This is a genomic window from Lentzea sp. NPDC020367 (genome assembly GCF_044387305.1).
Classification (GTDB): domain Bacteria; phylum Actinomycetota; class Actinomycetes; order Mycobacteriales; family Pseudonocardiaceae; genus Lentzea.
This window is the reverse complement of sequence record NZ_JBIRVV010000015.1, coordinates 110,303-135,415: the sequence shown is the minus strand read 5'-3', so window position 1 is coordinate 135,415 and position 25,113 is coordinate 110,303. Positions and strand designations below refer to the sequence as shown.

Genomic DNA, 25,113 nt, shown 5'->3' with positions numbered 1-25,113 from the left:
TGCGTTGGCGGTGGGTCCCGTCACGAGCCGCACCAAGAGCGGGCCACATGCGAGAAGGGGTGTCAACTCGACGAAAAGCGTGTCGAGTTGACACCCCTTCTCGCATGCAGCAAGTGCTGTGGTGCGACTCGTGACGGGACCCACCGCCCAGCCCGCTTGGTAAAGACGGCTCGCCTTCGGCTTCGCTGTGGGCGGTGTGGGGTGGCCGATGGCCTTGGTAACCGTTAGCGTTGCTAACCATGAACATCGCGATCACCGGGGGTTATGTCGTGCCCGTCGACGGCGAGCCCGTCGAGGGCGGCACTGTCCTCATTCAGGACGGGAAGATCGTTGCGGTTGGTGCTGACGTCGACATTCCTGATGGTGTCGAGGTCGTTGACGCTGACGGGGCGTGGGTGTTGCCCGGCTTTGTCGAGGCGCACGGGCACATTGGCGTCCACGAGGAGGCTCAGGGGTGGGCCGGGCAGGACACCAACGAGATGACCGACCCCGTTGGGGCTCGGATGCGGGCGCTTGATGCCATCAACCCCGCTGACCTTGGGTTTGGTGACGCGCTCAGTGGTGGTGTCACCACTGCTGTGATCAAGCCTGGTTCCGGTAACCCCATCGGTGGTCAGACGGTCGCGGTGAAGTGTTGGGGGCGGACCGTTGACGAGATGCTCGTTCGGGAGCCGGTCAGCGTCAAGAGTGCGCTTGGGGAGAACCCGAAGCGGGTTTACGGCGAGAAGGGCAAGTTGCCGGCCACTCGGCAGGGGGTTGCGGCGGTCATTCGTGACGAGTTGACCAAGGCTCAGGACTACCTGGCCAAGAAGGCTGAGGCGGAAGCCGACGGCAAGGCGTTCGACCGCAACACCACGTTGGAGATCCTCGGCAAGGTTCTCAGTGGTGAGTTGCCGTGGTGTCAGCACGCGCATCGGGCCGACGACATCGCCACGGCGATTAGGTTGTCCGAGGAGTTCGGGTATCGGTTGATCCTCAACCACGGTACCGAGGGTCATCTGATCGCGGACATCATTGCCGACAAGCAGATTCCGGTGATCATCGGACCGCTGTTCACCTCGCGGTCCAAAGTGGAGCTTCGGCACCGCGGGTTGCGCAATCCCGGGATCCTGGCTCGGGCCGGGGTGGAGTTGGCGATCACCACCGATCATCCCGTCGTGCCGATCAACTTCCTGGTGCACCAGGCCACTTTGGCGGTGAAGGAAGGGTTGGACAGCGATGTCGCGTTGAGGTCGATCACCACCAACCCGGCGCGGATCATGGGGCTGGATGACCGGGTCGGGGCGTTGAAGCCCGGGTTGGACGGCGATGTCGTGATCTGGTCCGGGGATCCGCTTGACGTGATGAGCCGGGCGTTGCACGTGTTCGTCGAGGGGCGTGAGGTTTACACGTTCGACGAGCGGACCGGGGAAGGGGTCGTGGCCGACCCCTTCTACCGGGAGAGCGTTTAGCGGAGGCCCCTGCCGATTACCAGGCGCTGGATTTGGTTGGTGCCTTCGAAGATCTGCAGGACCTTGGCTTCACGCATGTAGCGCTCTACCGGGAAGTCGCGGGTGTAGCCCGCGCCGCCGAGCACCTGCACGGCGTCGGTCGTCACCTTCATCGCCGCGTCCGTGGCGATGAGCTTGGCGATCGACGCCTGCTGGCGGAACGGCAGACCGCGGTCGCGGCGGCGTGCGGCCGAGATGTAGGTGGCGCGGGCCGACTCGACGGCCGCGGCCATGTCCGCCAGCAGGAACTCCAGGCCCTGGAACTCGATGATCGGGCGGCCGAACTGGGTTCGGGTCTTGGCGTACGCGACTGCCTCGTCGAGGGCGGCCTGGGCCAGGCCCACCGCGCAGGCCGCGATGCCGAGGCGGCCGGAGTCCAAAGCGGACAGTGCGATCTTGAGGCCGTCGCCCTCGTTGCCGATCAGGCGGTCGGTGCCGAAGCGCACGTCGTCGAACTGGAGTTGTGCGGTGATGGAGCCGGTCAGGCCCATCTTGCGTTCCGGGGTGGCGGCCGTGATGCCCTGGGCCTCGCCTGGGGCGAGGAAGCAGGAGATTCCGCGGCCCGCGTCTGGGGACGTGCGGGCCATCAGGGTGTAGAAGTCCGCGGCGCCGGCGTGCGTGATCCACGCCTTGGTGCCGTTCACGACGTACTCGTTGCCCTTGCGGACGGCCCTGGTCGACATCGCCGCCGGGTCGGAGCCCGCCTGGACCTCGGAGAGGGCGTAGCCGCCCAGCAGTTCGCCCTCGAGCATCTCGGGGAGCCAGCGGTCCTGCTGTTCTTTGGTGCCGAAGGTGGCCAGGCCGTAGCAGGACATCACGTGCACGGAGAGGCCCACGGCGACCGTCATCCACGCGGAGGCGACCTCTTCGAGCGCCTGCAGGTAGACCTCGTAGGGCTGCTCGCCGCCGCCGAACTCCTCGGGGTACGGCAGGCCGAGCAGACCGGACCTGCCCAGCAGGCGGAACGCGTCGCGGGGGAACTTCTCGTTCTCCTCCGCGTCCGCCGCGTGGGGCTTCAGTTCGTCCCGCGCGATCTCCCTGACCAGCGCGATCAGGTCCTCGGCCTCTTGCGTGGGGAGCAACCGCTCGGCGGGCATCGTCGACCTCCGGTGTGTACTGGTAGCTGTACTCTAGGACGTTGTGCAGTACAGCGGCCAGCGAATGTGGCAGGGTCGTCACATGACGCGGGCTCTCACGCAGCGGCAGGCCGAGCTGCTCACCCGGTTGGAGGCGTTGTTCCTCACCGAGGGCTTCGGTCATCTCACGCTGGATGACATCGCCGCCCGCCTGCACTGCTCGAAGTCGACGCTGTACGCGCTCGCCGGCAGCAAGGAACAGCTGGCCGTGCGGGTGGTCGGCCGGTACTTCAAAGGCGCCGCCGAGCGCATCGAGAAGCGCATCGCGGGCCTCAACGACGTGCGCAAACGCATCGGCTGCTACCTCGCGGGCGCGGCCGAGGAGCTGAGCAAGGCCTCGGCGGCGTTCATCGCGGACGTGTCCGACTTCCCGCCCACGCGTGCCACGTACGAACGCAACGCGCGCGCCGCGGCCGAGCGCATCAAGGCGTTCATCCAGGACGGGGTCGAGCGGCACGTGTTCCGCGAGGTGCACGCCACGTTGTTCGCCGAGATGGCCGGGCTGCTCATCGAGAGCATCCAGACGGGTGTCCTCACGAAACGGGCAGGCGTTTCGGACGCGGAGGCGTTCACCGCACTGGGCGAACTGTTGTTGGATGGGCTCCAGCGGAGTGGTGCTTCCCAGAAGGAGTAGAGCGCGTGATCGTGGTTGCTGGTGAGGCCCTGGTCGACATGGTGCCGGTGGGGGACGAGGAGCTCACGCCGCTCGCGCCCAAGCTGGGTGGCGGACCGTACAACGTGGCCGTCGCGCTCGGCAGGCTCGACGTGCCGACGGGCTTCCTGTCGCGCGTCTCGACCGACCACTTCGGCGAGCAGCTGATCAAACGGCTGCACGCGTCGAAGGTGGAGACCTCTCTGGTCCAACGTGGACAGGAGAACACCACGCTCGCCGTGGTCGGGCTCGCTGACGACGGGTCCGCGCGCTACTCGTTCTACGTCGACGGCACCGCCGACCGGCTCGTCGAGGACCCCGGTCCGCTCCCCGCCGAGACGAAGGCCGTGTCGTTCGGCACGTTGTCGTTGGTGCTGGAGCCCGGCGCCTCGGTCTACGAGACGGTGCTGCGGCGCGAGAGCAAGCGCTTGCTCACGGCGCTCGACCCCAACATCCGGGCGGGCCTGATCCACGATCCGGGCGCCTACCGCGCGCGGTTCCGGTCGTGGCTGCCGGACGTCGGGCTGCTGAAGGCGTCCGTCGAGGACGCGCGGTGGCTCGCCGAGGACGGCGACGTGATCGAGATCGCAAGGACGTGGATTTCACAGGGACCCGCCGCCGTCGTTCTGACGAAAGGTGGCGAAGGTCTGTCAGTGATCACCGCCACCGGACAGGTCGACGTGCCACCCGTGAAGGTGGATGTGGTCGACACGATCGGGGCGGGCGACACAGTGCAAGGCGCCCTGCTCGCGTGGCTGAACGACCACGATGCGTTGAGTGCGGAGAAGATCCGCGGGCTCTCCACGGATGAATGGACTGCCGCATTGACGTATGCCGGTGCGGCCGCCGCGATCACATGTTCCCGTGCGGGCGCCGAGCCGCCCTTTGCGAGCGAACTCACCGCCGCGTTGGGTGGATAAAACGGAGGATCGGACTACCGTGGGGTAGCCGCGCTGGAAACTGGCATTACGGATGTGATGCCTGTCCCATCTCTCAGAATCGGTTCACACCGCTGCTGCGAGGCGGGCCTTCCGCCGACTAGCGTGAGTGAACTTGAAGACTCAGATCCCAACGGGGTGGTCCGAGACGACGGCAGGCCCAGCGTGGCCTGCCGCCACCCCGTCCGAGCGTTGAGAGGGACTTGAATGCCCGACGCGACGACTGCGCCGACCGACCCACAGACCGTCGCGCTGCGCCATGAGGGCGGAGAGCTCGAGATGAAGGTGGTGCCGGCGTCCGAAGGCGCGTCCGGCATCGAACTCGGCAAGCTGCTGTCGACCACCGGTCTGGTAACCCTGGACACCGGTTTCGTCAACACGGCCTCCTGCTCCTCCGAGATCACCTACATCGACGGTGACGCCGGAATTCTGCGTTACCGCGGGTATCCGATCGAGCAGTTGGCCGCGCGCTCGAACTTCGCAGAGGTTTCCTACCTCCTGATCTACGGCGAGCTTCCGACCGCCGCGCAGCTCGAGGACTTCTCCTCCAAGATCAGCAGGCACACGCTGCTGCACGAGGACCTCAAGCGCTTCTTCGACGGCTTCCCGCGCGACGCGCACCCGATGCCGGTGCTGTCGTCCGCGGTCTCCGCGCTGTCGACCTTCTACCAGGACTCGCTGTCGCCGTTCGACGCGAACCAGGTGGAGATCTCCACGATCCGCCTTCTCGCCAAGCTGCCGACCATCGCGGCCTACGCGTACAAGAAGTCGGTCGGCCAGCCGTTCCTCTACCCGGACAACTCGCTTGGCCTGGTGGAGAACTTCCTGCGGATGACCTTCGGGTTCCCGGCAGAGGCCTACGACCTCGACCCGGACCTGGTCCGCGCCCTCGACCTGCTCTTCATCCTGCACGCCGACCACGAGCAGAACTGCTCCACGTCGACCGTGCGCCTGGTCGGCTCCTCCGAGGCGAACCTCTTCGCGTCCATCTCCGCGGGCATCAACGCCCTGTTCGGCCCGCTGCACGGCGGTGCGAACAGCGCGGTGCTGGAGATGCTGGAGAAGATCAAGAACGACGGCGGCGACGTGCAGTCGTTCGTCAACAAGGTGAAGAACAAGGAGGACGGCGTCCGCCTGATGGGCTTCGGCCACCGGGTCTACAAGAACTACGACCCGCGCGCCGCGATCATCAAGAAGACGGCCGACGAGATCCTCGGCAAGCTCGGCGCCGACGACCAGCTGCTCGACATCGCGAAGCAGCTGGAAGAAGCCGCACTGAGCGACGACTACTTCATCTCCCGCAAGCTCTACCCGAACGTGGACTTCTACACGGGTCTGATCTACCGGGCGATGGGCTTCCCGACCAAGTTCTTCACCGTGCTGTTCGCGCTCGGCCGGCTCCCCGGCTGGATCGCGCACTGGCGCGAGATGATCAACGACCCGGCCACCAAGATCGGCCGCCCGCGGCAGATCTACACCGGCCCGACGGAGCGCGACTTCATCGCGATGGAAAACCGCTGATCACGGGCTAGTACTTCTCGTAGGCTGAAGGCGCGTCACCCGCTGGGGTGGCGCGCCTTTCGCTTGTCCTGGGGGTGGTGCGTGACGGACGTGCGTGCCGAGGTGGCGCGGTTGTACGAGCAGCACCGGAAGATGCCGTACCCGAACGGGCAGCGCGGCCTGGAGATCGCGGGCGTGGAGCTGATCCTGGTCGACGTGCACGCCGCGGGCTGTGTCTCCAGCTGGTTGGAGAACGGTGACGACCTCAACGAACACGCCCGGTGGATGGCGCCGCTCTGCCTCGATGAGCTGCGCAAAGTGGTCCCGGTGTTCGCTGATCCGCGGTCCGGGTACTACCGGCCCTACGCGGCCCACTACTGGGGCCGGCTCCTGCACATGGTGCGGCTGGTCACGCTCGAACTCGTGGCCGAGGTCGCCTGAGCGCCCGTTGTGCAGACCTGCTCGTGGGCCTTTAGCGTCGAGACGTGAGTTCTTCGCCGTCGCTCGTCTGGTTCCGCCGCGATTTGCGGACATCCGATCATCCAGCCATTCTCGCCGCAGTGGAAAGATCACCTCGCGCACTGGCGTTGTTCGTTCTCGACGACAGGCTGCTGAAACCGTCGGGGCAGCCGCGAATCGATTTCCTGCACCGCTGTTTGCACGCGTTGAACGATGAGCTGGGCGGCCGGTTGATGGTCGTGCACGGTGATCCGGTGAAGACCGTTCCGCGCATCGCGAAGGAAATCGGCGCGGAGAGCGTCCACATCTCCGCGGACTACGCGCCGTACGGCCGCAAACGCGATGAAGCCGTCGAGGAAGCGTTGGGGGACATCGAACTCGTCCGTTCCGGCTCGCCCTACGCCGTCGCGCCGGGGCGGGTGCGCAAGCAGGACGGCACGCCGTTCAAGGTCTTCACGCCGTTCCGCAACGCCTGGCTCGACCACGGCTGGCGCAAGCCCGCGGACACCGACGCGTCCACTCTGGACTGGATCGAACCGAGTCACAGCAACGCACTTCCCCGGATCGAGGAGAAACTGCCGGACGCGATGAAGCTCTGGGAGGAGTTCCGCGACGAACGGCTGGAGGACTACGACACCACCCGCGACCGCCCCGACATGGACGCGACCAGCAGGATGTCGGCGTTCCTGAGGTGGGGTGTGCTGCACCCGCGGACACTCCTCCAGGACTGTGACGGAACGTATCGTTCAGAGCTCGCCTGGCGCGAGTTCTACGCCGACGTGCTGTGGCACAAGCCGGAGACCGCGCGGGAGAACTACGACCGCAGGTTCGACCGCATGGAGCACGACGACGACCTGGAGCTGTTCGAGGCCTGGAAAGAAGGCCGCACCGGCTTCCCGATCGTCGACGCCGGCATGCGGCAGCTGCTCCAAGAGGGCTTCATGCACAACCGGGTGCGCATGATCGTCGCGAGCTTCCTGGTCAAGGACCTGCACCTGCCGTGGTGGTGGGGCGCGCGGCACTTCATGGAGCACCTGATCGACGGCGACATCGCCTCGAACCAGCACAACTGGCAGTGGGTCGCCGGCAGCGGCACGGACGCCTCGCCGTACTTCCGCGTCTTCAACCCCATGACCCAGGCCAAGAAGTTCGACCCGGACGGCGCCTACGTGCGCAGGTACGCGCCGGACTCGCCGAGCCTCACGCCGATCGTCGACCACGCGGTCGAACGCCAGGTGGCGCTCGACCGCTACCAGGCCATCAAAGCCTGAGCGCCTCGCGGAGCTTGACGCGAGCGCCGGTCCGCAGCACGGCGTTCGCGTAGACCTTCCCGCCCAGCCACGTGATCGCCGCGATGGCGAGCAGCGCCAGCACGACCGAGAGCACCACCTGCCACGCCGGGGCGACGCCCAGCGCCATCCGCCCCGGCATCAGGATCGGGGCGAACGGCGGCAGCAGCGACAGCACCGTCACGGTGGGACCGGACGGGCTGCCGATCATCAGGTTGATGCCGGCCACGAACGCCACGATGATCGTCATGCTGATCGGCGTCAGCACCGACTGGAGCTCCTCCTGCCGCGACACCAGCGACGCGGCGGCCGCGAACACGGTGGCGTACAAGAAGAATCCGAGCAGGTACCAGAGCACGCCGGTCAGCAGGGCCGCACCGCCCAGTGCGCCGACGTCCACGACGTCGAAGGCGGAGGAGAGTCCCAGACCGACCGTGGAGATCACCAGCAGTTGCAGCAGGCCGACCGCGCCGAGCCCGATCACCTTGCCCAGCAACAACTGCCACGGCCGTACGGTCGCGAGCAGGATCTCCACGACCCGGCTCGACTTCTCCTCGACGACACCCTGCGCGACCATCGTGCCGTAGACCAGCAGCGAGTAGTACAGCAGCGCGGCCACGATCAACCCGATCGCGAGGCGTTGACCTCGTTGCGGGTCAACGGGTTCCAGCGCGGTGACGTCCACCTTGACGTTCGCGAGGCTCTGCGCGACCTCCTGCGGGGTAGTGCCCGACTCGGCGAGCTGCGCGATCAGCACCTGCTGCCGCAGCACGTCGTTCAGCGCCGTCGTCAGGATCTCGTCGCCGGAACCCTTGACGATCATCTTCAGCTCCGGCGGCGCACCGGTCACCAGGGCGTCCAGCCCGCCGTCGCGGACCTCCTGCTCGGGGTTGCCCGCCGTCGTGACGTCACGGGTCTCCAGGTCGATGCCGAACGCTCTCGCCTTCTCCCGCAACGGATCCGCGAGCTGCGTCGCCTGCCCGGAAAGCCCGACGACGCTGCGCTGCTGGTCGTCGAACAGGACCGACTGCAGCACCACGTACCCGGCGAGCACGGCGATGATCACCGCGGTGCCGATCAGGAACGACCTGGTGCGCACCTTCGTGACGAACTCGCGCTTGGCCACCAACGAAACAGCTCGGGCCGACGTCATGCGCTCCTGCCCTCGGTGGTCACCACGTTGCGGAACAGCTCGGTCAGCGACGGGCGCTGCCGGGAGAACTCGTGCACGGGACCCGCCGCGAGTGCCGCGTGCAGCACCGCCTGGTCGTCCACGCCGTCGGCGAGTTCGAGCACGCAGCGCGTCCCGTTCTTCTCGATCACCCGCACACCGTCCAGACTGGCAGTCCAGACGGTCGTTGGCGACTCCACGACCAGTCGAGACGTGCCACCCGACCGGAGTTCGTCCACCGTTCCGATCGCGACCATCGAACCGGCGCTGACGATGCCGACCCGGTCGCACAGGCGTTCCACCAGATCGAGCTGGTGGCTCGAGAACACCACGGGCACCCCGGCGGACGCCTTCTCGCGCAGCACCTGGCTCATCACGTCCACCGCCACCGGGTCGAGGCCGGAGAACGGCTCGTCGAGCACCAGCACGTCCGGCTCGTGCACCAGCGCGGCGGCCAGCTGGACGCGCTGCTGGTTGCCGAGGCTCAGGCGCTGCACCTCGTCCGTGCGGCGGTCACGCAGCCCGAGGCGCGCGATCCAGTTCTCCGCGCTCGTGTGCGCCTCGTTGGTGCTCATGCCGTGCAGTTCGGCCAGGTAGACGAGCTGGTCGAGCACCTTCATCCGCGGGTAGAGGCCGCGCTCCTCCGGCATGTAGCCGATCCGGCGCCGGGTGTCGAGGTCGACGGTTCTGCCGTTCCACCGCACCTCGCCGGAGTCGGCCGAGAGCACGCCCAGCGCGATGCGCATGGTCGTGGTCTTCCCGGCGCCGTTGCTACCGACGAATCCGAAGAGCTCGCCGGCGCGCACGTCGAAAGACATGTCCCGCAGGGCGACGACCTCCCCGTAGCGCTTGGAGACCGCGTCGATCTCCAGCACTCCCTCAGGCACGGTGAACCCCTTCGTTAGCCCGGATGGCGGTAATCGGACTGAAAGTATCGGTGAGCAGGGAACGAGTGAAACGATACGGGCGTCTACGGCGAATCGAACGAACGACCAATTCACTCAACGGGGGTGACCATGCAGCCCATTGACCCGGATCAGTGGCTCAAGCAGTACGGCTCCAAGATCGAGCAGGCCAAGCAGCACGCCGAACAGGCCCGCGACCAGCTCGGTGGTGTGGGTGGCAGCGCCAGCTCGCCAGACGGCCTGATCACGGTGACAGTTAACGCCACAGGCGTGCTGACCGATCTCCAGATCAAGCCGGAAGCCCGCGGCATGGACCCCAGCGAGATCGCCTCAGCCGTGCTCACAGCCTCCGCCAAGGCCCAGCGTGACGCCTCCGGGCGTGTCGTGCAGATCATGACGGACTTCGTCGGCGACAGCCCCGCTCTCGAGTTCGTGAAGGCGCAGATGCCGAACGGATACAAGGGCGACGGAACCGACGAGGAAGAACCGAAGTCGGAGTTGGAGCGCAAGGACGTCCGGCCGGACGACGAGTACTTCACCAACCCACCCGACGTCATGGCCTGAGTGCAGGAGGGGGTTAGGCATGCAGCAGCACTTCAACATCGACCTCGACGAGCTGAGAACCCACGCCGCCAGCGTGGACCGGCTCATGGAACGGATGCGCAAGGCCACCGAGACGTGCGATCCGGGTGCTCTCACGACTGAGGCCTTCGGCGTCTTCCTCGGGTTCCTGGCGTCGAAGGTCCTCCAGGAGGCCGGCCTGTCGCAGGACATGCTCGGCAAGGCCGCGAACTCGCTCATGGACATGGGCAACGGGCTCAAGAAGACCGTTGAGCAGTACGAGCAGGTCGACCTCGACAACATGTTCGGCTTCCAGGGAGGCCGGGGATGAACGCCCCAGCGACGCAGTCCGGCAGCGGTGACACCGCGCAGCTGTTCAACAACGTCTCGAACGCCTACAAGTCCATCGAGAGCGGCGACTGGGTCAGCGGTGGCCTGGGCATCGCGAACGCGGCCATGAGCATGGTCGGCAACGGCTCGAACCCCCTCAGCGGCTTCCTCGCCGCGGGCTTCAGCTGGGCCATCCAGCACGTCGACTTCCTGCGCGAGCCGTTCGACGTCCTGCTCGGCAGCCCCGAGTCCATCGCCAAGATGTCCGAGTCGTTCAAGAGCGCGGGCAAGCAGGTCAAGGACATCGGGACCGAGTACCAGAAGATCTGCGTCTCGCAGACCCGCGAGTGGCAGGGCAAGGCGGCCGACGGCTACCGCGCCGCCGCCAAGCGGCACGCGACCGGCCTGGAGACCCTCGCGAAGTCGGTCGACGGCATCGCGGGCGCTGTCAAGGGCGCAGGCGAGCTGGTCGGCACCGTCCGCAAGATGATCATGGACCTGATCAGCCAGGCCGTCTCGGACATGGTCATGAAGATCATCCAGTGGCTGGCCGCCTCGTTCCTGACCTTCGGCGCCGCCATCGCGGGCGCGATCGCGGACATCGTCACGACCGCGGTCAACTACGCGAAGAAGCTCTCCGACTTCCTGCAGAAGCTCGTCGGCTCCGTGCAGAAGCTGATGAAGCTGATCCAGTCGGTCTCGCAGATCGCGAAGGCCGCCGAGTCGATCATCGACGCGATCTCCACGATGGCGAACCAGGGCAAGGGCGGTGGCGGCGGCGCTCCCGTCCGGCAGACCTCCGGCGGGTTCGACGGCATCCGCGCCGGCGACCAGAGCCGTGCGTCCAGCGGTGCGGGTGGCACGTTCACCAGCGGCTCGAACGCCGGCTACGCGGGTGGCGGGCCCAACGTCGCCGACGGCCTGGGCAACACCCGGCCGGCCTACGCGGGCAGCGGCAACACTGGTGGCTACCAGGGCCCGTACGGCCAGGGACCCGGCGTGGGCGCCGGTCCTGCCGTGACCCCCGTCTACACGCCTCCTGGCGGCCAGGGCGGCGGCGCGGGTGGTGGCGCCGGTAGCGGTGGCCAGTACCTGCCCGGGCCCGGTACCGGCTCTGGTGCCGGCACGGGTGCGGGCACCGGCACCGGAACGGGTCGCTGGGTTCCTGGTCACTGGGAGCCCGGCACGACCACGACGGCCGGTGGCAACGCCACGACCAAGCCTCCGACGTTCGGCGCCACGCCGACCACGTCGACGAACGCCGACTGGTACCGGCCCACGACCACCGACCACGCCGCGACCGCGGCCGCGGGTGGCGGCGGGGGTGGCGGCGGTGGCGGTGTCCCCAAGGGCATGGGCGGCGGCGGAGGTGGCGGCATGCCCGCCGGCTTCGGCGGTGGCCCGGCCGGTGGCGGTGGCGCCGGTGGGACCTCGGCCACGCAGTTCGGTGGCGCGGCGGGTGTCATGGCGGCCGGCAGCGGCAACGCTCCCGCCGCTCCTGCGGCCGCCGCTGGTGGCGCCCCTCGCGGTGCCGGTGGCGCCGGCGCGGGCGGCATGATGGGTGGCGCCCCGATGGCCGGCGGTGCCGGTCAGCAGGGTGGCAGCAACGAGCACAAGCGGAAGGTCCGGATCGAGGGAGAGGCTCTGGTCGATCCGCCGAAGGCCGCGAAGCCGGTCATCGGCGAGTGACCTCGCACTCCTCGCACTGAGTTCCTGCGCTGAACGGGGCGTCCCTCGCGGACGCCCCGTTTTCATGCGTTGGCCAGGAGTTTCGCGATCTCCGGCGCGGCCTTCTCGCGGTCCTTCGGCACCAGGCCGATGCGCGTGCGCCGGTCCAGGACGTCGTCGGCGTCCAGCGCGCCCTCGTGCTGGATCGCGTGGACGACGTCGGCCTCGGTGACACCGGGCGCGATCGGGGTGGTCGGCGCCGGCCTGTCGTCGACCAGGCGGATGTCCTTGGTGCGGCAGGGGATCTGCGTCAGGCCCGTCGCGTTCACCGCGTCCGCCGCCATCCTGCGGTAGGTGGTGAGCTTGCCGCCGACGATCGTGATCACGCCGTTCGGCGCCCTGAGCACGGCGTGGTGCCGGGACAGGTCCGCGGTCTGGCCTTCCGCCTGGAGCAACGGGCGCAGGCCCGCGTAGCTGCCGATGACGTCGTCCCTGGTGAGATTTCGTTGCAGGACGTGGGAAGCGGTCGCGAGCAGGAAGTCCACATCGGACTCGGGAACCGCCGGCACGTCCGGGATGTCGTCCACCGGCACGTCGGTGAGGCCGAGGTACGCGCGGCCGTTCGCCTGGGGCAGCACGAACGCGAAGCGGTTGTGCTCTCCTGGGACCGGGATCGTCAGCGCCGTGCCGGTGATGCCGGCGGCCCGTGCGTCGATCACCAGGTGGGAGCCGCGGGACGGACGCAGGTGCACCGGGGCGAGCGTGCCGGCCCAGACGCCCGTCGCGTTGATCACCGCTTTGGCCTTGATGGTGAACGTGGTGCCGGTCAGCGTGTCTTGTGCTTCTGCGCCGTCGCCTTGCAGCGTCACGACCTTCGCGCGGGTGATGATCCTCGCGCCGTGGCCGGCGGCTGTTCTGGCCAGTGCGACCACGAGCCGGGCGTCGTCGACGAGCTGGCCGTCGTAGCTCAGGAGTCCGCCGGTGAGTTTCGCCGAGTCCAGACCGGGAACCAGCGCCAGGGCTTCGTGTTTCGGCACTCGGCGAGGTGCCGGCAGCACGTCCGCCGGGGTGCGGGCGGCGATGCGCAGCGCGTTGCCGGCGCGGAAGCCCGACATGACGAAGTGGCCCGCGTTGGCGTGCAAGGGGAACAGCATCGGCAGCGTGCGGGTGAGGTGCGGTGCCGTCCTGGTCATCAGGATGCCGCGCTCGACGGCGCTCTCGTGGGCGAGCCGCACGTCGCCCTTCGCGAGGTAGCGCAGGCCGCCGTGGACGAGCTTGCTGGACCACCGGGACGTCCCGAACGCCAGGTCGTGCGCCTCCAGCAGGGTGACCCTGAGACCTCGGGAGGCCGCGTCCAGCGCGACCCCCGTGCCCGTGACGCCGCCGCCGATCACGAGCACGTCGGCGACTTCTTGTTGAGCGGCCTCGAGATCTCGTTGGCGCCTGTCCGCGTTCAGAGACGTGTTCACGGCTTCAGAGCTCCGTCCAGCTGCTTGGCGAGCTCGTCGAGCAACGAGCCGAAGTCGAGCCCGGACGTCACCGGCCTGGTGGAGAGCACCATCGACTGCGTGCTCATCAGCACCACGCGCGCCTGCGTCTTGGCGTCGCCGAACCGGATCGACCCGTCGATGTGCCCGGCCTCGATCTGCGCGACGAGGAACTGCTCGACCAGCCGCTGCGTGCTGCCGAGCCGGTCGGTGAGGTAGGGCAGCATCAGGTCCGCGTCGAGTTGCAGGACGCGTTGCATGAGCGGGTTGGCCTCGAGCAGCCGGATGGCGTCCACGGCCCTCTGAACGAGCTGCTGACGGGCGTTGCCCTGCCCGCTGGCCCGTTCCACCTGTTCGAGGAGCGCGGCGAACTCACGCGTCATCAGGGCCCGCACGAGGTGGTCCACGTCCGGGTAGCGGCGGTAGAGCGTCATGCGGCTGACGTTGGCCCGTTTCGCCACGTCGGTGAGGGTCGTGCGGCGCACCCCCACCTCCAGAACACACTCACGGGTGGCGTCCAGCAGAGCGTCGTGGGTGTGACGTTGAGACGTCATGTGTAACACTGTAGCAGTGACCAGGGCTCGATGGACCTCCGAAACCGTGCCGTTGCCGCCGCACGCGCTGGCTTGGCTCAGTCAGCGCGTTGGGCTGGGGGAGCCGTTGCCGGAGGTGGCCGTGTCGGTGCCTCCGTCCGAGTTGAGCGAGGACGCCTTTACGGCGTTGGAGGCTGTGTGCACGGTCTCCGTGGAGGACTCGGATCGGCTGGGGCGGGCCGGCGGGCTCTCGTACCTGGACTTGTTGCGTCGTCGTGGGCATGGGGAACTGGCCGTGCCTGACGCTGTTGTGCAGCCTTCCTCGCCGGAGGAGGTTGCCGAGGTGTTGCAGGTTTGCGTTGAGTACGACGTTGCTGTGGTGCCGTTTGGTGGGGGCACTTCTGTTGTTGGCGGGGTTGAGGCTTTGCGCGGGGGCAAGTCCGCTGTGGTGGCGTTGGACCTTGCCGGGCTCGGGTCTCTCGTGTCTGTTGATCCGGTTTCTCGGGTGGCCGTGTTGCAGGCCGGGGTTACCGGGCCTGATGCCGAGAGGTTGCTGGGGGAGCACGGGTTCACGCTCGGGCATGTGCCGCAGTCGTTCGAGCGGGCGACTGTTGGTGGGTTTGCTGCTACTCGGTCTGCTGGGCAGGCCTCGTCCGGGTATGGGCGGTTTGAGGACATGGTCGAGTCGGTTCGGGTGGCTACTCCTGTGGGGGAGTGGGTTGCTGGGGCCGCTCCCGCTTCTGCTGCCGGTCCGGATTTGAAGCAGCTCGTGCTTGGTAGTGAAGGGCTGTTTGGGGTTATTACTGAGGTTTCTGTGCGGGTTCGGCCTCGACCTTCCTCGCCTCGGTATGAGGGGTTTGTGGTTGACGGGTGGGAGGCTGGGGTTTCGCTCGTGCGGGCCCTGGCTCAGGCTGGGGCATTGGCTGATGTGACCCGGCTGTCCGATGTGGACGAGACTGAGGTTGCGCTGGCGTTGGCTGGAGCCAAGGCCGATCTGGTTCGGAAGTACTTGCGGGTTCGTGGGGTTCGGCAGCCTTGTCTGGTGATCCTTGGGTGGGAGGGGCGGTCTCGGGCTGCGACGCTGAGTGCGTTGCGTGGGCACAAGGTTGTTCGGCTTGGGCGGGCTATGGGGGCTTCTTGGCTGCATGGGCGATTTAACGGGCCTCGGCAGCGGGATGCGTTGTTGGATGCCGGCGTTTGTGTTGAGACGTTGGAGACTGCTACTCGTTGGTCTCGGGTTTCTGAGCTTCGGGATGCTGTGCGGGGTGCGTTGGTTGGTGAGCTTGGGGATCCTGTGGTTATGTGCCACGTTTCGCATGCTTACGAGACTGGGGCATCGTTGTACTTCACTGTTTTGGTGCCTCGGGATGTTGCTGATCCTGTTGGGCAGTGGGGGAAGGCCAAGATTGCTGCCTCGGATGCGATTTCTCGGCTTGGGACCATCACCCATCATCATGCTGTTGGGCGGGATCACCTTCCCTGGTTGGAGAAGGAGATCGGGGTTGTTGGGGTTGATGTGTTGCGGGCTGTTAAGGAGCGGCTTGATCCGACTGGGATTTTGAATCCTGGGAAGTTGATTTAGATCGCGCCGGTTTCGTGGCGTTCCCCGGCTTGCGGGCGGCCTGCTCGCGTTGCGTGCTTCCCCTGGGGGCTCTGCCCCCAGACCCCCGGCAATCTGATCGGGGGGTCCGCGCCACTCGCGGGTTGATGGCACGCCTGTTGCGTTGGGCGGCCGCCGGTTGGTTAGAGAGTTGCGTTGGCGGTGGGGTCCCGTCACGAGCCGAGCCAAGAGCGGGCCACATGCAAGAAGGGTTGTCAAACGGACGAAAAGCGTGTCCGTTTGACAACCCTTCTTGCATGCAGCAAGAGCTATGGCGCGACTCGTGACGGGACCCCACCGCCCTGGGCGCTTGGTAAGGACGGCTCGCCTTCGGCTTCGCGGGTGGGTGGGTGGGTGGGTGGGTGCTGGGGGCTGGTTAGAACTGGACGAGCATCTTGCCCGTGTTCTCGCCTCGCAGCATTCCCAGGAAGGCTGCTGGGGCCTGGGCTGCGCCGCCCTCGATCACCGTTTCGGAGTACTTCAGTTCGCCTGAGGCGATCCAGGCTGCTACCTCTGAGATGAACTGCTGCTGCAGGGCCTTGTGGTCGCCCACCAGCATGCCTCGGAGGGTCAGGCGCTTTGCCAGGATCTGGATCATGTTGCTCGGGCCCGTGGGCTTTTCCGAGTCGTTGTACTGCGAGATGGCGCCGCACATGGTGATTCGGCCGTTGAGGTTCAGGGAGTTGATGGCTGCTTCGAGGTGTTCGCCGCCCACGTTGTCGAAGTAGACGTCGATGCCGTTCGGGGCCGCTGCGGCCAGCTGTTCGGCTACCGGGCCCTCCTTGTAGTTGAAGGCGGCGTCGAAGCCCAGTTCTTCGGTGAGGTACTTGACCTTGTCGGCCGAGCCTGCGGAGCCGATGACTCGGCTGGCGCCCTTGAGGCGGGCGATTTGGCCGACGATTTGGCCCACGGCGCCTGCTGCGCCGGAGACGAAGACTGCGTCGCCTTCCTTGAACTCTGCGGTTGCCAGGAGGCCTGCGTAGGCCGTGAGGCCGGGCATGCCCAGGACGCCGAGGTAGGTGGAGAGCGGGGCCACTGAGCCGTCCACCTTCACGACGTGCTTTGCGTCTACGAGGGCGTAGTCGCGCCAGCCGAGGCCGTGGAGGACGTTGTCACCCGGCTTCAGGGATTCGACGCCTTCGCCGACTGCGACGATCTCGCCGACTGCGCCGCCTTCCAGTGGGGCGCCCACCTGGAACGGGGGGACGTAGGACTTGACGTCGTTCATGCGGCCTCGCATGTACGGGTCGACGCTCATGACCACGTTGCGGACCAGGATCTGGCCTTCGCCCGGGGTCGGGATCTCGACCTCGGCGATCTCGAAGTTGTCCTCGGTCGGCCAGCCCTTCGGGCGGGACGCGAGCCTTACTTCGAGTGCGGTGCTGGTCATGGTCGGACCATCTCCATCCATTGCGTTTCGGATCAGTTATCCGTTTCAACCGACTGTCGGTGTCGACTGTTCCGGAATGTGACCTAGACCGCAGGGAGAAGTGTCGTGACGTCTCGGTAGGCGTAGCCGAGCTTGCGGTACAGGGCGATGGCTGCGGTGTTGTGGTTCTCCACGAAGAGGGCGCATGTGCCGTAGAGCGCTAGTAGTGCTGACGTCACGAACTGGCAGACGCGGTGGCCCAGGCCCTGGCCTGTGTGGTTTGGGTGGACTGCTACGCCCATCATGAAGCCGACGTCTGTGGACGACCAGGCTTCGGCTGCTGTGGCCACCAGTTGGTTGTCGATGTGCACGCCTGCCCAGCGGTGGACGCCTTTTTCTCCTGGCCAGGCCCAGGAGTCCGGGTTTGCCTCGCGTAGTAGCGGGGCCACGTCGGTTGTGGTGCTCAGCCAGGTGGCGTCGGTGGGGAGGTCGAGGCTGCCTGTGCGGTCCATCCAGCCGAAGGGCTTGTCCTCTACCCACGGGGTGGGCATTAGAGGTTCTACTTCTTCTGCCAGTTTGCGTTCTAGCAGTGGGCGTAGGTCTACGCCTCTGCCGTGGGCTGCTAGCAGGGAGGCCACGCCTTCGGCTGGGCCTGTTAAGACCAGCCGGCGGCGTCTTGTCAGGGCTGGTGCGTGCACGGCTACCGCGCCGCCGTGTTCCCAGGCCGCACCGCCGCACGACAGTGCCTGGGCTGCCCAGCGGACCATCGGGTCGTCGCTGGCGTCCTGCACGTCGGCGGTGGTGCGTAACCGGCGCACTCAGTCCTTCTGCTTGCGGCGCAGCAAGGTTCGCTTCGCGAGCGAGTCCTCCAGTGCCTGGTAGGCGAGGTCCATCGCTCGGTTGTACTCGCCCTGGGGGCGTGGGGGGACGGACTCGTCCGGCTGTGGAGGTGTGACCATCTGGAGCCAGCGCTCGTTCCAGAGCTGCTCCACGGCCGCCTCCCAGTGCAGGGCGGCGCCCATCCGCACGACCCGCTCGCGATCGCGCACCTCGGCGATCTCGTGCTGGGTCGACGCGAGCCGCGCGGCGAGCTCGGCACACCGCACCTCGTCCAGCTTGCGCTGGCGGGCGGCCGCGTCCGTGGCGATGGCGATGATCTCCTTGTAGCGCTCAACCGCGGAGATCGTCGGCACCTCGATCACCTCCTCGCTCTGACGCTGCGACGGGACCGGGTCGAACATCGTCATCATCGGGTTCATGACGCTTCTCCAGTGTCGAACGGGATGATCACTTGCGGTCGCGAGTGCTCGAACCGGTCGAAGAACAGGCCTCGGCGTGGTCTCGGCGACCACGCCATCACCTGCTCCGGTCCGAGCGACAGCAGTTCCTTGCCCTGGACGTCGAACGCCACCCAGGCGCCGATGTCGTCGTAGACGCCGGGTGGGAGGCTCGCCTTCAGCCTCTGCACGCCGCGCCACCAGCCCAGCACGTGCGTGCGGTTCTCCGGGCCGTGCTTGAGGACCGTCCGCAGACTGTCCACGCCGGACATCCTGGTGGTCGGGTTCTTCTGCTCCAGCAACGTCTGCGCGGCGTCCACGCCGTACAGCACCAGGTAGTGCGGCTTCAGCGGGGCGTCGGTCTCGCCCGTGTTGATCGACTGCAGGCGGGCCGCCGTCTCGTCCAGCAGTTCGCGGACGCGGTTGATGCCGATCACCTCTGCATCATGCCCGTCCGCGTTCAGGCGCTTCGCCAGATGCAACGCGGAGGGCATCGCCTCCTCGACCAGGCAGGCCAGCGTGAAGACCGCCTCGTGCGGCCGGTGCTGCCTGCCCAGGGACGCGGCCGCTCCGCCGAGGACAGCGGCCGCGTCCTGGACCACGGAACCGATCACCGCGATGTTGCGGCCCGGCGTGCGGGCGAACCGCACCCGTGCCGCGCTGCCCGCGACGTCGATCACCTGCCCGAGAAGAACGGTAGGCGATGCCTCGCCCGGTCGCAGGCTGAGGAAGTCCTGCGTCGCGTCGATCAGCGGGATCTTGCTGCCGTCGAACAGGCTGGGCGCCTGGCCCGGTGCGCGCCGCCACAACTCGGTCTGCAGGGAGTCCATGGTGTTCTTGGCCGTCGAGTCCGGGATGCGGCAGATCTCGTTGCCGGGCTTGACACCCGACTCGTGGTTGATCACCGCGTGCCAGCGCGGGAGTTCGACGGCGGCGTCGTTCTGCGGCTCGGCCAGCACGCGGCGGGCCTTGGGCAGCGCGATGCGGACGGTGAACTGCTCGAAGATCGCCGACTTGCCCCAGAAACCCTCGATGCCCGAGACGTCCTGCGACGACAGCACGAGGTGGATGCCCTGCGAGCGGCCGCGGCGCGCCACGTCCTCCAGCAGTTGCGTCGCGGCGGCGGTGACCTGGTCTCGTTCGCCGAACAGGTACTGGAACTCGTCGATCACCGCGACGATCCGCGGCCAGCGGCCGGACGGGTCCTCCGCGCGCAGGTCCTGCAGCTTGGTGACCTCGTGCTGCTTGGCCGCGTCCGCGCGCCGGCGCATCTCGTCGGACAGGTACCGCAGCAGTGCCACGCCGAACTCGCGGTCGGTGTTGACGTTCACGCCGACCAGGCGCGCGTGCGGCAGCCACGACGGATCCTTGCGGCCCGGCGCGAACTGCGCGAACGACACGCCTTCCTTGAAGTCCAGCAGGTACAACTCGAGCTCGTTCGGCGAATAGCGCGCGCACAACGAACCGAGCATCGCGTAGAGGAAGTTCGTCTTGCCCGAACCCGAAGGCCCGCCGATCAACGCGTGCGGCGAAGTGTCACCGAGCTGCACGCAGACCTGTTCGCCGTCGTCGAAGCCAACGGGCGCAATGACTCCGGCCGACGAGTTCTCGGTCCACGGCCGGTCGGGCAGCAGATCTTCGAACTTGCCCATGCGCGAACGCCGTTCCTCGCGCTTCTCCGCGATGGCGGCACAGGCGCGCGGCACGAGGGTGCGCGGCAGCGCGGGATCCAGCGTCACCGCCACGTCCTTGCCGGTCATCGTGCACGTGGCGGAACCGCCGCTGCGCAGTGCGACCGTCTCGACCGGCGAGTTGATCGTGATCGGAATGTCCACGATGAACAGCTGCACGCCGCACGCCAAACCGTTGCGCGCCACGCGTTGCAGCTGTTGTTGCTGGTCTTCCTTCAACGCCTTGCGGTTGCCGAACAGCACGGCGATCCGCCACGGCTCGGTGCGCCTGCCCTCACCGCTGACCGCACGAACGGTCAGATGGCCGTCGACGAGAACCTTGGTGTGCACCTGGCGGATGTGCTCGGACAGCTCGTCGAGCAGCTCGTGCAGCCGCGCCGGGTCGTGCACCGTCAGCAGGTTCGCGCGGGTCAGCGGGTAGAGCCCCGGCAACGAGCCGGTCAGCTGGCCGACGTCCCACACGTGCACGTGCACGAGCCCCGGCTGGAAGTGCGACAGCACCCGCAGCAACAGGGTCTCCACCAGCGTGTCCGCGAGCTGGCGAGTGTCCGGAGTGGACGAGATGTGCAGGTGTGCCTGGTCCAGCAGCGGCACCGCGACGGGGAACGGCCTGGACTCCGGCGCCGACGTCACCACGCCGGTGCCGATCCGCCACAGCTCCGGCACGCCCTCGCTGCCGTCGTGCGTGCCGGGGTGGCCGAGCCACGACTCGTGCGGCCACGACGCGGGACCGGCGGCGACCGAGTTCACCAGCTCGGTCAGCTGCTCGGGACCGGAACTCGTCCACTCGTGGAACGACTGCTGCCAGTCGTACCTGATCTGGTCGAGGCGTTCGGCGAACTGAGCCATCGAGAGCGGCGCCTGACGCGGGTTCTTCGCGCGCTTCTCGTCGACCGTGAGGAACGAGGTCACGTCCTTCAGGGCGACGTCGTGCAACGCCTTGTCGACGCCCATGCCGCGGACAGTGAACTCGAACATGTCCTTGGCGTGTTCGGTGGCGAGCGCCCGGTGTTCGCGCGCCACGGAGCCCAGCGCGGCCGAAACAGCGCGCTGGAACTCCCCGAAGGCGTCCTCGATCCTCTGTCGCCGGTCGTCCCGCCTGCTCATCACAGCTCCACGGTGAGTCGTTGGATGCGCTCTAGGGTTCCCACCATCAGCTCCAGCTGATCAGGGAATCTTTCCTTTGCGCGCACGAACTCGACTGGAAGCAACGACTCGTGGTGGTTCTCGCTCGACTCGGCGAGGATCGCGACCGCCTCGTCGAGGCCCTCCTGCGCTGATCGCACGTTGCGGTACGACTCGCGCAGGATCTCGCTCGCCTGCTCCAGCGCGGCGCGAACCTCGCCGATGGACGCCATCAAAGCCTGCTGTTGATGCCCTCGGCCCCGGAAATGCCGGCGCCGAGGTAGTTCTGCAGCTCGCTCACGCCGGACACGACCTGGGCGAACTGGGCGTTCGTCGTCTCGACGTCCGCCTGCACGGAGCCCTGCGTGACCGATGTCAGCAGTTGCTGCGCGTCCTCGGCGAGCTCAGCCGCCTGTTGGAGGGCGGACTGGCTTTGAGCCGCCTTGTCGATCGCCTGGGCAATTGCGGCACGGACCTCTTCGATGCTGGCCATGTCGGCTCCCGAACCCTCCGGAACAAGGTGGTCTGACGACCACCCTTAGTAGAGATTGTGCCCAGATTTTCACAGTTGAGAGCGAAGATCGGCTAACCGGGTGGATGCCTGAATCCACTCGAACGGGCCTTGCTTTAATGATCAGTTGAGCGCGCCGCTGGCCCCTTGCCCACGCGTGTTGTGACACTCACAATGCCGCCTACAGCCTGTCGTGCTCAGCAGCCGACCGGCCGGGTGAATCAAGACGGTTTGCTGGGTGACTTGTCACGCGGAGTGCCTGCCCCGAACGGGTCATCTCCCGCCCACACCTCGACCATGACGCGCTCGGCGCCCGGCACCAGTTGGTTGATCTGCTCCGGCTCGTCCAGCACGGTCCACGCCGTCGGCGGCTCGCAGGCCACCCGAGGCAGCGGGAAGTCCTCACCCAGCCCGCGCACGAAGGTGCGCACGGCCCGTGCCAGCGCCGCGGCCACGTTGTGGGTGGCCTTCTCCGTGCTCGGTCTTGTGATGACGACGGCCCAGCAGCCCGGCTCTTCGTCCGAGCAGTCACGGGCGTCCACGATCTGGGCACCCGCACGGCTGATGAGCGCGTCGCACGCGGCACGCGCCTGTTGCTCGTTCGCTGCTTCGACCACCACGGTGATCACCAGCACGAGGTCGTCTTCGTCCATGACACCCGAAATGGTGTCAGATGACCCTCCGCGTGAACTCCAGCACCCGAGTGACGGCCTCGCCGTCGGTCAGCAGCCCGTCCACGACCTGCTCCTCGAACGCGGTCCCGCGGATCCGGTCGGTGCCCGCGCGGGTGTCCGAGATCGGCACGATCTCGTCGTCCGACCCGTGCAGCCACAACGTCGGCAGGTCGCCCAGCGCCGGGCCGAAGCTGACCTCGTCCATGAGGTCGGCCAGCCCGTTGGACGCGCCGTCCCAGATACCGAGCACCGGAGTCACCAGGACGAGCGCGGCGATCCCGGAATGCGTTTGGGCATAACGAACCGCGGCGGGTGCGCCGGTGAAGTGTCCAATGAGGACGACCGGTCGATCGGCGGCTTTCACCACCGCCTCGATGTCCTCGCTCACCGCGACCGGAACACCGGCTGTGCGCAGTGAACGGGCGATGCGCTCGCCGTGCGGAAGCACGGCGAGCCATCCAGGTGCGTGCATTTACGAAGCGTAGAACGCGCTGATCTCGATCCGGCCACCCGAACAGACGGGGCCAAGGGTCCACGGCACGGTCAGCGGCGCCGTCTCGTCCGGCGGAATGGCCGCTGCCTTCGACGCCTCGGGCTGGCACGGGCCCTCGACGGGCTCGTTGCCCGACGGCACGACGCCCCAGTGCAGGTTCGCCGAGGCCTTGCCGCCCGGTGCGAGCGTCATCGCCGCCGGACCCGGATCCGCCTTGCGCTCCAGCTTGGTCGGCACCGCTCCGGAGGCGTTCTCCAGCTGGAAACCGCTGTAGCCGTTGAGCGTGCACGGGATCGTGCCGGAGTTCGTGACGACGAACTTGCCGTACCTGTTGCCCGCGCCGGCGTCCGTGGGGGCGACCTCGCCCTTGAGCGCGGCCGAGTCGCAGCGCTTCACGGCGGGAGCGGCCGCACCCGAGTTGCCGGCCGGGGCGGTGGACGAAGCGGGTGCCGGCGACGACGACGGCGACGTGGACGTCGGCAGCGTTTGCGAGGCGTTGTCCGGGGTTCTCGTCCCACAAGCCGTTACGGCGGCAAACGCGGTGAGCACCAGTCCGCAAGCGATCAGACGACGAGTCATGGGTGCACCTCCTACCACCGAAGGATGTGCCCAAATATCAACTTGCCCACACACCGTGCCGGAAATTCACCGGATCTGGTGGACGTCCCAGCCGTCGGGCAGCTCGGACATGCCCTTCACCGCCGCGGTCCAGATGTACGTCCAGGCGATCCGGCCGTCGGGCAGCACGACGCGCACGCGGCGGTAGTCCTCGCCCTCGTACTCGTCGAGCAACGGCAGCGCGTCCTCGGGCGACCTGAGCCGCAGCACGAAGCCCGGCACGCCCAGCCCGGCGCCGGGACGCAGCGCGGGGTAGCCCATGCCCGTGTCGAACAACGTGCCGGGCAGGTGGGTCTCCTCCGACTCCACGACGTGCGGCTCCATCAGGTGCCAAGCGTTTGCGCCCGGCTGCAGCGTGCCGTAGACGAACAGCAGCTCTGGCCAGTCGTCGGCGGACGGCTCGCCGTGCACCTCGGTCACGTCCAGTCCGTCGCTCATCGCGGCCCTCTCGCCCAGCACGCGAGCGCCTCGCTGCGAGACGTCCGCGCAACGGACCATACGGTCGTTGAAGAGCACGGGCATCCGCTTTTTGGAGCCCGCCGTGTAGGCCAGAACGCTGTCGATGACGCCACCGTTGTAGAGCACCACACGGCCCGTGTGGACACGCACGAGGCGATAGCGCAGTCCGCGTCCCTCGCAACGGTCCAGCACACGCAACTGCTCAGGCGTGGCGAACCAGATGGAGTGCTCCTCCGTGACGCCAGGAGCACCCGCGAGAGTGGCGGGGCGCTGGTCGTCCCGCATGCGCAAACCGGCGGCCCAGACAGCAGAAAGGCCCTCGCACCGTGCGCGAAGCACGACCGCGGGGCCTTCAAGTCCGAGCTCTTCGCGAAGCCACGTCAGCTTGCTGGGATTGGCGTTCGAGCCGTAACCGAGCACCGGCATCCGGGCCGCCAGCGGGGCCTCGCCATGGTTCGCCAACCATTGGTCTAGGTCGATGTTCTCCGGCTCAACTCGCCATCCCGACTCCATCGTGAGGTCCGGTCGCACTGGCCAGCCTGTTTCGTCCACGTGAACGAAACAGTGGTCTGGACGAGTGCCCGGATAGGGCTCCGCCGGATGGCTTTCGTCGGTGAACGGTTGGGCCATTGGTCCATTGTGCCAGTGCAGGGGTTCATCTGGCGCCCCCTAATCGTGACCCATCCGATGACTAACCCGCATTCCTAGGGGCTTAGTGAGAACTAACACTGCGCAATCGGGTGACTAACCCGATGTCTACCGGCCGACACTCCGGCAGAACTCAGGAGGCGTCATAGCGTTCCTGCGCCTGGGTGACCTCAGGCTGGTTCGCGGCGATCCAGTGGGCGAGCGCCACGAGGTGGCTGGCGGCCCCCTTGCCGAGCGGCGTCAGCGAGTACTCGACGTGCGGCGGGATGACCGGATAGACCTCGCGATGCACGAACCCGTCCCGCTCCAGCGTCCGCAACGTCTGGGTGAGCATCTTCTCGCTCGCCAGCTCCAGCTCGCGCCGCAACTCGCTGAACCGCCACGCCTCCCCGTTCGACAGGGCGTTGAGCACCAGCACACCCCACCGGCTTGTGACGTGCTCCATGATCGCCCGCTCGGGACACATCGTGACCTGCATGCTCACCTCCACGTAAGTACCCGACTCCAAAGTGGGTACTTACGAAAGGTT

At 67.3% G+C, this 25,113-nt stretch carries 26 protein-coding genes; 10 read left to right on the top strand and 16 right to left on the bottom strand.

The features are described from left to right. Window positions 1-239: 239 nt before the first annotated feature. Window positions 240-1,451, top strand: a complete 1,212-nt coding sequence (locus ACH413_RS40255; protein ID WP_360049242.1) for an amidohydrolase — start codon at window positions 240-242, stop codon at window positions 1,449-1,451. Here the strand turns inward: ACH413_RS40255 and ACH413_RS40250 are convergent. Continuing rightward, window positions 1,448-2,587 carry an acyl-CoA dehydrogenase family protein gene (locus ACH413_RS40250; protein ID WP_360049244.1) on the bottom strand — a complete coding sequence of 380 codons (1,140 nt, stop codon included), beginning with the start codon at window positions 2,585-2,587 and terminating at the stop codon, window positions 1,448-1,450. The two genes, ACH413_RS40255 and ACH413_RS40250, sit on opposite strands and share 4 nt — an antisense overlap. A gap of 82 nt (window positions 2,588-2,669) precedes the next feature. Here ACH413_RS40250 and ACH413_RS40245 point away from each other — a divergent pair, with 82 nt between their 5' ends. From ACH413_RS40245 to ACH413_RS40225, 5 genes are all read left to right on the top strand, one after another. Further along, window positions 2,670-3,260, top strand: coding sequence for a TetR/AcrR family transcriptional regulator (locus ACH413_RS40245; protein ID WP_360049246.1), 591 nt, complete (start codon window positions 2,670-2,672; stop codon window positions 3,258-3,260). A gap of 5 nt (window positions 3,261-3,265) precedes the next feature. Further along, window positions 3,266-4,198, top strand: a complete 933-nt coding sequence (locus ACH413_RS40240) for a carbohydrate kinase (RefSeq protein WP_360049248.1) — start codon at window positions 3,266-3,268, stop codon at window positions 4,196-4,198. A gap of 225 nt (window positions 4,199-4,423) precedes the next feature. Continuing rightward, complete coding sequence (locus ACH413_RS40235) at window positions 4,424-5,737, top strand: citrate synthase (protein WP_191303710.1); 1,314 nt, start codon at window positions 4,424-4,426, stop codon at window positions 5,735-5,737. 81 nt (window positions 5,738-5,818) lie between these two features. Beyond that, complete coding sequence (locus ACH413_RS40230) at window positions 5,819-6,157, top strand: hypothetical protein (RefSeq protein ID WP_360049250.1); 339 nt, start codon at window positions 5,819-5,821, stop codon at window positions 6,155-6,157. A gap of 44 nt (window positions 6,158-6,201) precedes the next feature. Next, the gene (locus ACH413_RS40225; protein WP_360049252.1) at window positions 6,202-7,446 is read left to right on the top strand and encodes a deoxyribodipyrimidine photo-lyase; all 1,245 of its coding nucleotides are present in this window, start codon (window positions 6,202-6,204) and stop codon (window positions 7,444-7,446) included. Here the strand turns inward: ACH413_RS40225 and ACH413_RS40220 are convergent. Together ACH413_RS40220 and ACH413_RS40215 are read right to left on the bottom strand one after the other, a co-directional pair. Then, complete coding sequence (locus ACH413_RS40220; protein ID WP_360049253.1) at window positions 7,436-8,617, bottom strand: ABC transporter permease; 1,182 nt, start codon at window positions 8,615-8,617, stop codon at window positions 7,436-7,438. The genes ACH413_RS40225 and ACH413_RS40220 overlap by 11 nt on opposite strands. Further along, entirely contained in the window at window positions 8,614-9,522 is a 909-nt protein-coding gene (locus ACH413_RS40215; RefSeq protein WP_360049255.1) for an ATP-binding cassette domain-containing protein, read from the bottom strand. Before ACH413_RS40215 ends, ACH413_RS40220 begins: the two co-directional genes overlap by 4 nt. A gap of 129 nt (window positions 9,523-9,651) precedes the next feature. Here ACH413_RS40215 and ACH413_RS40210 point away from each other — a divergent pair, with 129 nt between their 5' ends. The 3 genes from ACH413_RS40210 to ACH413_RS40200 are packed head-to-tail and all read left to right on the top strand — an operon-like array spanning window position 9,652 to window position 12,120. After that, the gene (locus ACH413_RS40210) at window positions 9,652-10,104 is read left to right on the top strand and encodes a YbaB/EbfC family nucleoid-associated protein (protein WP_360049257.1); all 453 of its coding nucleotides are present in this window, start codon (window positions 9,652-9,654) and stop codon (window positions 10,102-10,104) included. A 19-nt stretch (window positions 10,105-10,123) separates the two neighbouring features. Next, window positions 10,124-10,432, top strand: a complete 309-nt coding sequence (locus ACH413_RS40205) for a hypothetical protein (RefSeq protein WP_360049259.1) — start codon at window positions 10,124-10,126, stop codon at window positions 10,430-10,432. Further along, window positions 10,429-12,120, top strand: coding sequence for a hypothetical protein (locus ACH413_RS40200; protein ID WP_360049261.1), 1,692 nt, complete (start codon window positions 10,429-10,431; stop codon window positions 12,118-12,120). The genes ACH413_RS40205 and ACH413_RS40200 overlap by 4 nt, the downstream gene beginning before the upstream one ends. A 62-nt stretch (window positions 12,121-12,182) precedes the next feature. Here the strand turns inward: ACH413_RS40200 and ACH413_RS40195 are convergent, their stop codons facing one another. Together ACH413_RS40195 and ACH413_RS40190 are read right to left on the bottom strand one after the other, a co-directional pair. Further along, window positions 12,183-13,568, bottom strand: a complete 1,386-nt coding sequence (locus ACH413_RS40195) for a glycerol-3-phosphate dehydrogenase/oxidase (RefSeq protein ID WP_360049262.1) — start codon at window positions 13,566-13,568, stop codon at window positions 12,183-12,185. After that, on the bottom strand, window positions 13,565-14,140 hold the full coding sequence (locus tag ACH413_RS40190; protein WP_360049264.1) for a TetR/AcrR family transcriptional regulator: 576 nt from the start codon (window positions 14,138-14,140) through the stop codon (window positions 13,565-13,567). Before ACH413_RS40190 ends, ACH413_RS40195 begins: the two co-directional genes overlap by 4 nt. Between ACH413_RS40190 and ACH413_RS40185 the strand changes: the two genes are divergently transcribed. After that, window positions 14,139-15,701, top strand: a complete 1,563-nt coding sequence (locus ACH413_RS40185) for an FAD-binding oxidoreductase (RefSeq protein ID WP_360049266.1) — start codon at window positions 14,139-14,141, stop codon at window positions 15,699-15,701. The two genes, ACH413_RS40190 and ACH413_RS40185, sit on opposite strands and share 2 nt — an antisense overlap. A gap of 394 nt (window positions 15,702-16,095) precedes the next feature. Here the strand turns inward: ACH413_RS40185 and ACH413_RS40180 are convergent, their stop codons facing one another. The 11 genes from ACH413_RS40180 to ACH413_RS40130 form a co-directional block, all read right to left on the bottom strand. After that, entirely contained in the window at window positions 16,096-17,109 is a 1,014-nt protein-coding gene (locus ACH413_RS40180; RefSeq protein ID WP_360046881.1) for an NADP-dependent oxidoreductase, read from the bottom strand. An 83-nt stretch (window positions 17,110-17,192) separates the two neighbouring features. Further along, complete coding sequence (locus ACH413_RS40175) at window positions 17,193-17,600, bottom strand: GNAT family N-acetyltransferase (RefSeq protein WP_360046882.1); 408 nt, start codon at window positions 17,598-17,600, stop codon at window positions 17,193-17,195. Between the two features lie 306 nt (window positions 17,601-17,906). Then, on the bottom strand, window positions 17,907-18,347 hold the full coding sequence (locus ACH413_RS40170; RefSeq protein ID WP_093605397.1) for a hypothetical protein: 441 nt from the start codon (window positions 18,345-18,347) through the stop codon (window positions 17,907-17,909). Continuing rightward, window positions 18,344-21,163 (bottom strand): FtsK/SpoIIIE domain-containing protein, encoded by a 2,820-nt coding sequence (locus ACH413_RS40165; RefSeq protein WP_360046883.1) that lies wholly within the window; start codon window positions 21,161-21,163, stop codon window positions 18,344-18,346. Before ACH413_RS40165 ends, ACH413_RS40170 begins: the two co-directional genes overlap by 4 nt. Then, window positions 21,163-21,414, bottom strand: a complete 252-nt coding sequence (locus tag ACH413_RS40160) for a hypothetical protein (RefSeq protein ID WP_030481404.1) — start codon at window positions 21,412-21,414, stop codon at window positions 21,163-21,165. The genes ACH413_RS40165 and ACH413_RS40160 overlap by 1 nt, the downstream gene beginning before the upstream one ends. Then, complete coding sequence (locus tag ACH413_RS40155) at window positions 21,414-21,674, bottom strand: hypothetical protein (protein WP_030481403.1); 261 nt, start codon at window positions 21,672-21,674, stop codon at window positions 21,414-21,416. Before ACH413_RS40155 ends, ACH413_RS40160 begins: the two co-directional genes overlap by 1 nt. 239 nt (window positions 21,675-21,913) lie before the next feature. Next, window positions 21,914-22,345, bottom strand: coding sequence for a hypothetical protein (locus tag ACH413_RS40150; protein WP_360046884.1), 432 nt, complete (start codon window positions 22,343-22,345; stop codon window positions 21,914-21,916). Window positions 22,346-22,361: 16 nt separating this feature from the next. After that, on the bottom strand, window positions 22,362-22,838 hold the full coding sequence (locus ACH413_RS40145) for a hypothetical protein (protein WP_360046885.1): 477 nt from the start codon (window positions 22,836-22,838) through the stop codon (window positions 22,362-22,364). Next, window positions 22,839-23,438: a DUF4232 domain-containing protein gene (locus ACH413_RS40140; RefSeq protein ID WP_360046886.1), complete on the bottom strand. Its 600-nt coding sequence runs from the start codon at window positions 23,436-23,438 to the stop codon at window positions 22,839-22,841. Between the two features lie 66 nt (window positions 23,439-23,504). Then, entirely contained in the window at window positions 23,505-24,398 is an 894-nt protein-coding gene (locus tag ACH413_RS40135; protein ID WP_360046887.1) for a gamma-glutamylcyclotransferase, read from the bottom strand. 319 nt (window positions 24,399-24,717) lie between these two features. Continuing rightward, on the bottom strand, window positions 24,718-25,062 hold the full coding sequence (locus tag ACH413_RS40130; protein ID WP_360046888.1) for a helix-turn-helix domain-containing protein: 345 nt from the start codon (window positions 25,060-25,062) through the stop codon (window positions 24,718-24,720). Window positions 25,063-25,113: the final 51 nt, after the last annotated feature.

Bases quoted from the DNA above. Each gene is read 5' to 3' on its own strand.
- ACH413_RS40160 (WP_030481404.1), bottom strand. From the start codon at position 21,414: ATGGCGTCCATCGGCGAGGTTCGCGCCGCGCTGGAGCAGGCGAGCGAG.
- ACH413_RS40245 (WP_360049246.1), top strand. From the start codon at position 2,670: ATGACGCGGGCTCTCACGCAGCGGCAGGCCGAGCTGCTCACCCGGTTG.
- ACH413_RS40210 (WP_360049257.1), top strand. From the start codon at position 9,652: ATGCAGCCCATTGACCCGGATCAGTGGCTCAAGCAGTACGGCTCCAAG.
- ACH413_RS40130 (WP_360046888.1), bottom strand. From the start codon at position 25,062: ATGCAGGTCACGATGTGTCCCGAGCGGGCGATCATGGAGCACGTCACA.
- ACH413_RS40235 (WP_191303710.1), top strand. From the start codon at position 4,424: ATGCCCGACGCGACGACTGCGCCGACCGACCCACAGACCGTCGCGCTG.
- ACH413_RS40190 (WP_360049264.1), bottom strand. From the start codon at position 14,140: ATGACGTCTCAACGTCACACCCACGACGCTCTGCTGGACGCCACCCGT.
- ACH413_RS40200 (WP_360049261.1), top strand. From the start codon at position 10,429: ATGAACGCCCCAGCGACGCAGTCCGGCAGCGGTGACACCGCGCAGCTG.
- ACH413_RS40185 (WP_360049266.1), top strand. From the start codon at position 14,139: ATGTGTAACACTGTAGCAGTGACCAGGGCTCGATGGACCTCCGAAACC.
- ACH413_RS40170 (WP_093605397.1), bottom strand. From the start codon at position 18,347: ATGAACCCGATGATGACGATGTTCGACCCGGTCCCGTCGCAGCGTCAG.
- ACH413_RS40165 (WP_360046883.1), bottom strand. From the start codon at position 21,163: ATGAGCAGGCGGGACGACCGGCGACAGAGGATCGAGGACGCCTTCGGG.
- ACH413_RS40250 (WP_360049244.1), bottom strand. From the start codon at position 2,587: ATGCCCGCCGAGCGGTTGCTCCCCACGCAAGAGGCCGAGGACCTGATC.
- ACH413_RS40255 (WP_360049242.1), top strand. From the start codon at position 240: ATGAACATCGCGATCACCGGGGGTTATGTCGTGCCCGTCGACGGCGAG.
- ACH413_RS40140 (WP_360046886.1), bottom strand. From the start codon at position 23,438: ATGACTCGTCGTCTGATCGCTTGCGGACTGGTGCTCACCGCGTTTGCC.
- ACH413_RS40155 (WP_030481403.1), bottom strand. From the start codon at position 21,674: ATGGCCAGCATCGAAGAGGTCCGTGCCGCAATTGCCCAGGCGATCGAC.
- ACH413_RS40205 (WP_360049259.1), top strand. From the start codon at position 10,124: ATGCAGCAGCACTTCAACATCGACCTCGACGAGCTGAGAACCCACGCC.
- ACH413_RS40175 (WP_360046882.1), bottom strand. From the start codon at position 17,600: ATGGACCGCACAGGCAGCCTCGACCTCCCCACCGACGCCACCTGGCTG.
- ACH413_RS40150 (WP_360046884.1), bottom strand. From the start codon at position 22,345: ATGGACGAAGACGACCTCGTGCTGGTGATCACCGTGGTGGTCGAAGCA.
- ACH413_RS40180 (WP_360046881.1), bottom strand. From the start codon at position 17,109: ATGACCAGCACCGCACTCGAAGTAAGGCTCGCGTCCCGCCCGAAGGGC.
- ACH413_RS40145 (WP_360046885.1), bottom strand. From the start codon at position 22,838: ATGCACGCACCTGGATGGCTCGCCGTGCTTCCGCACGGCGAGCGCATC.
- ACH413_RS40220 (WP_360049253.1), bottom strand. From the start codon at position 8,617: ATGACGTCGGCCCGAGCTGTTTCGTTGGTGGCCAAGCGCGAGTTCGTC.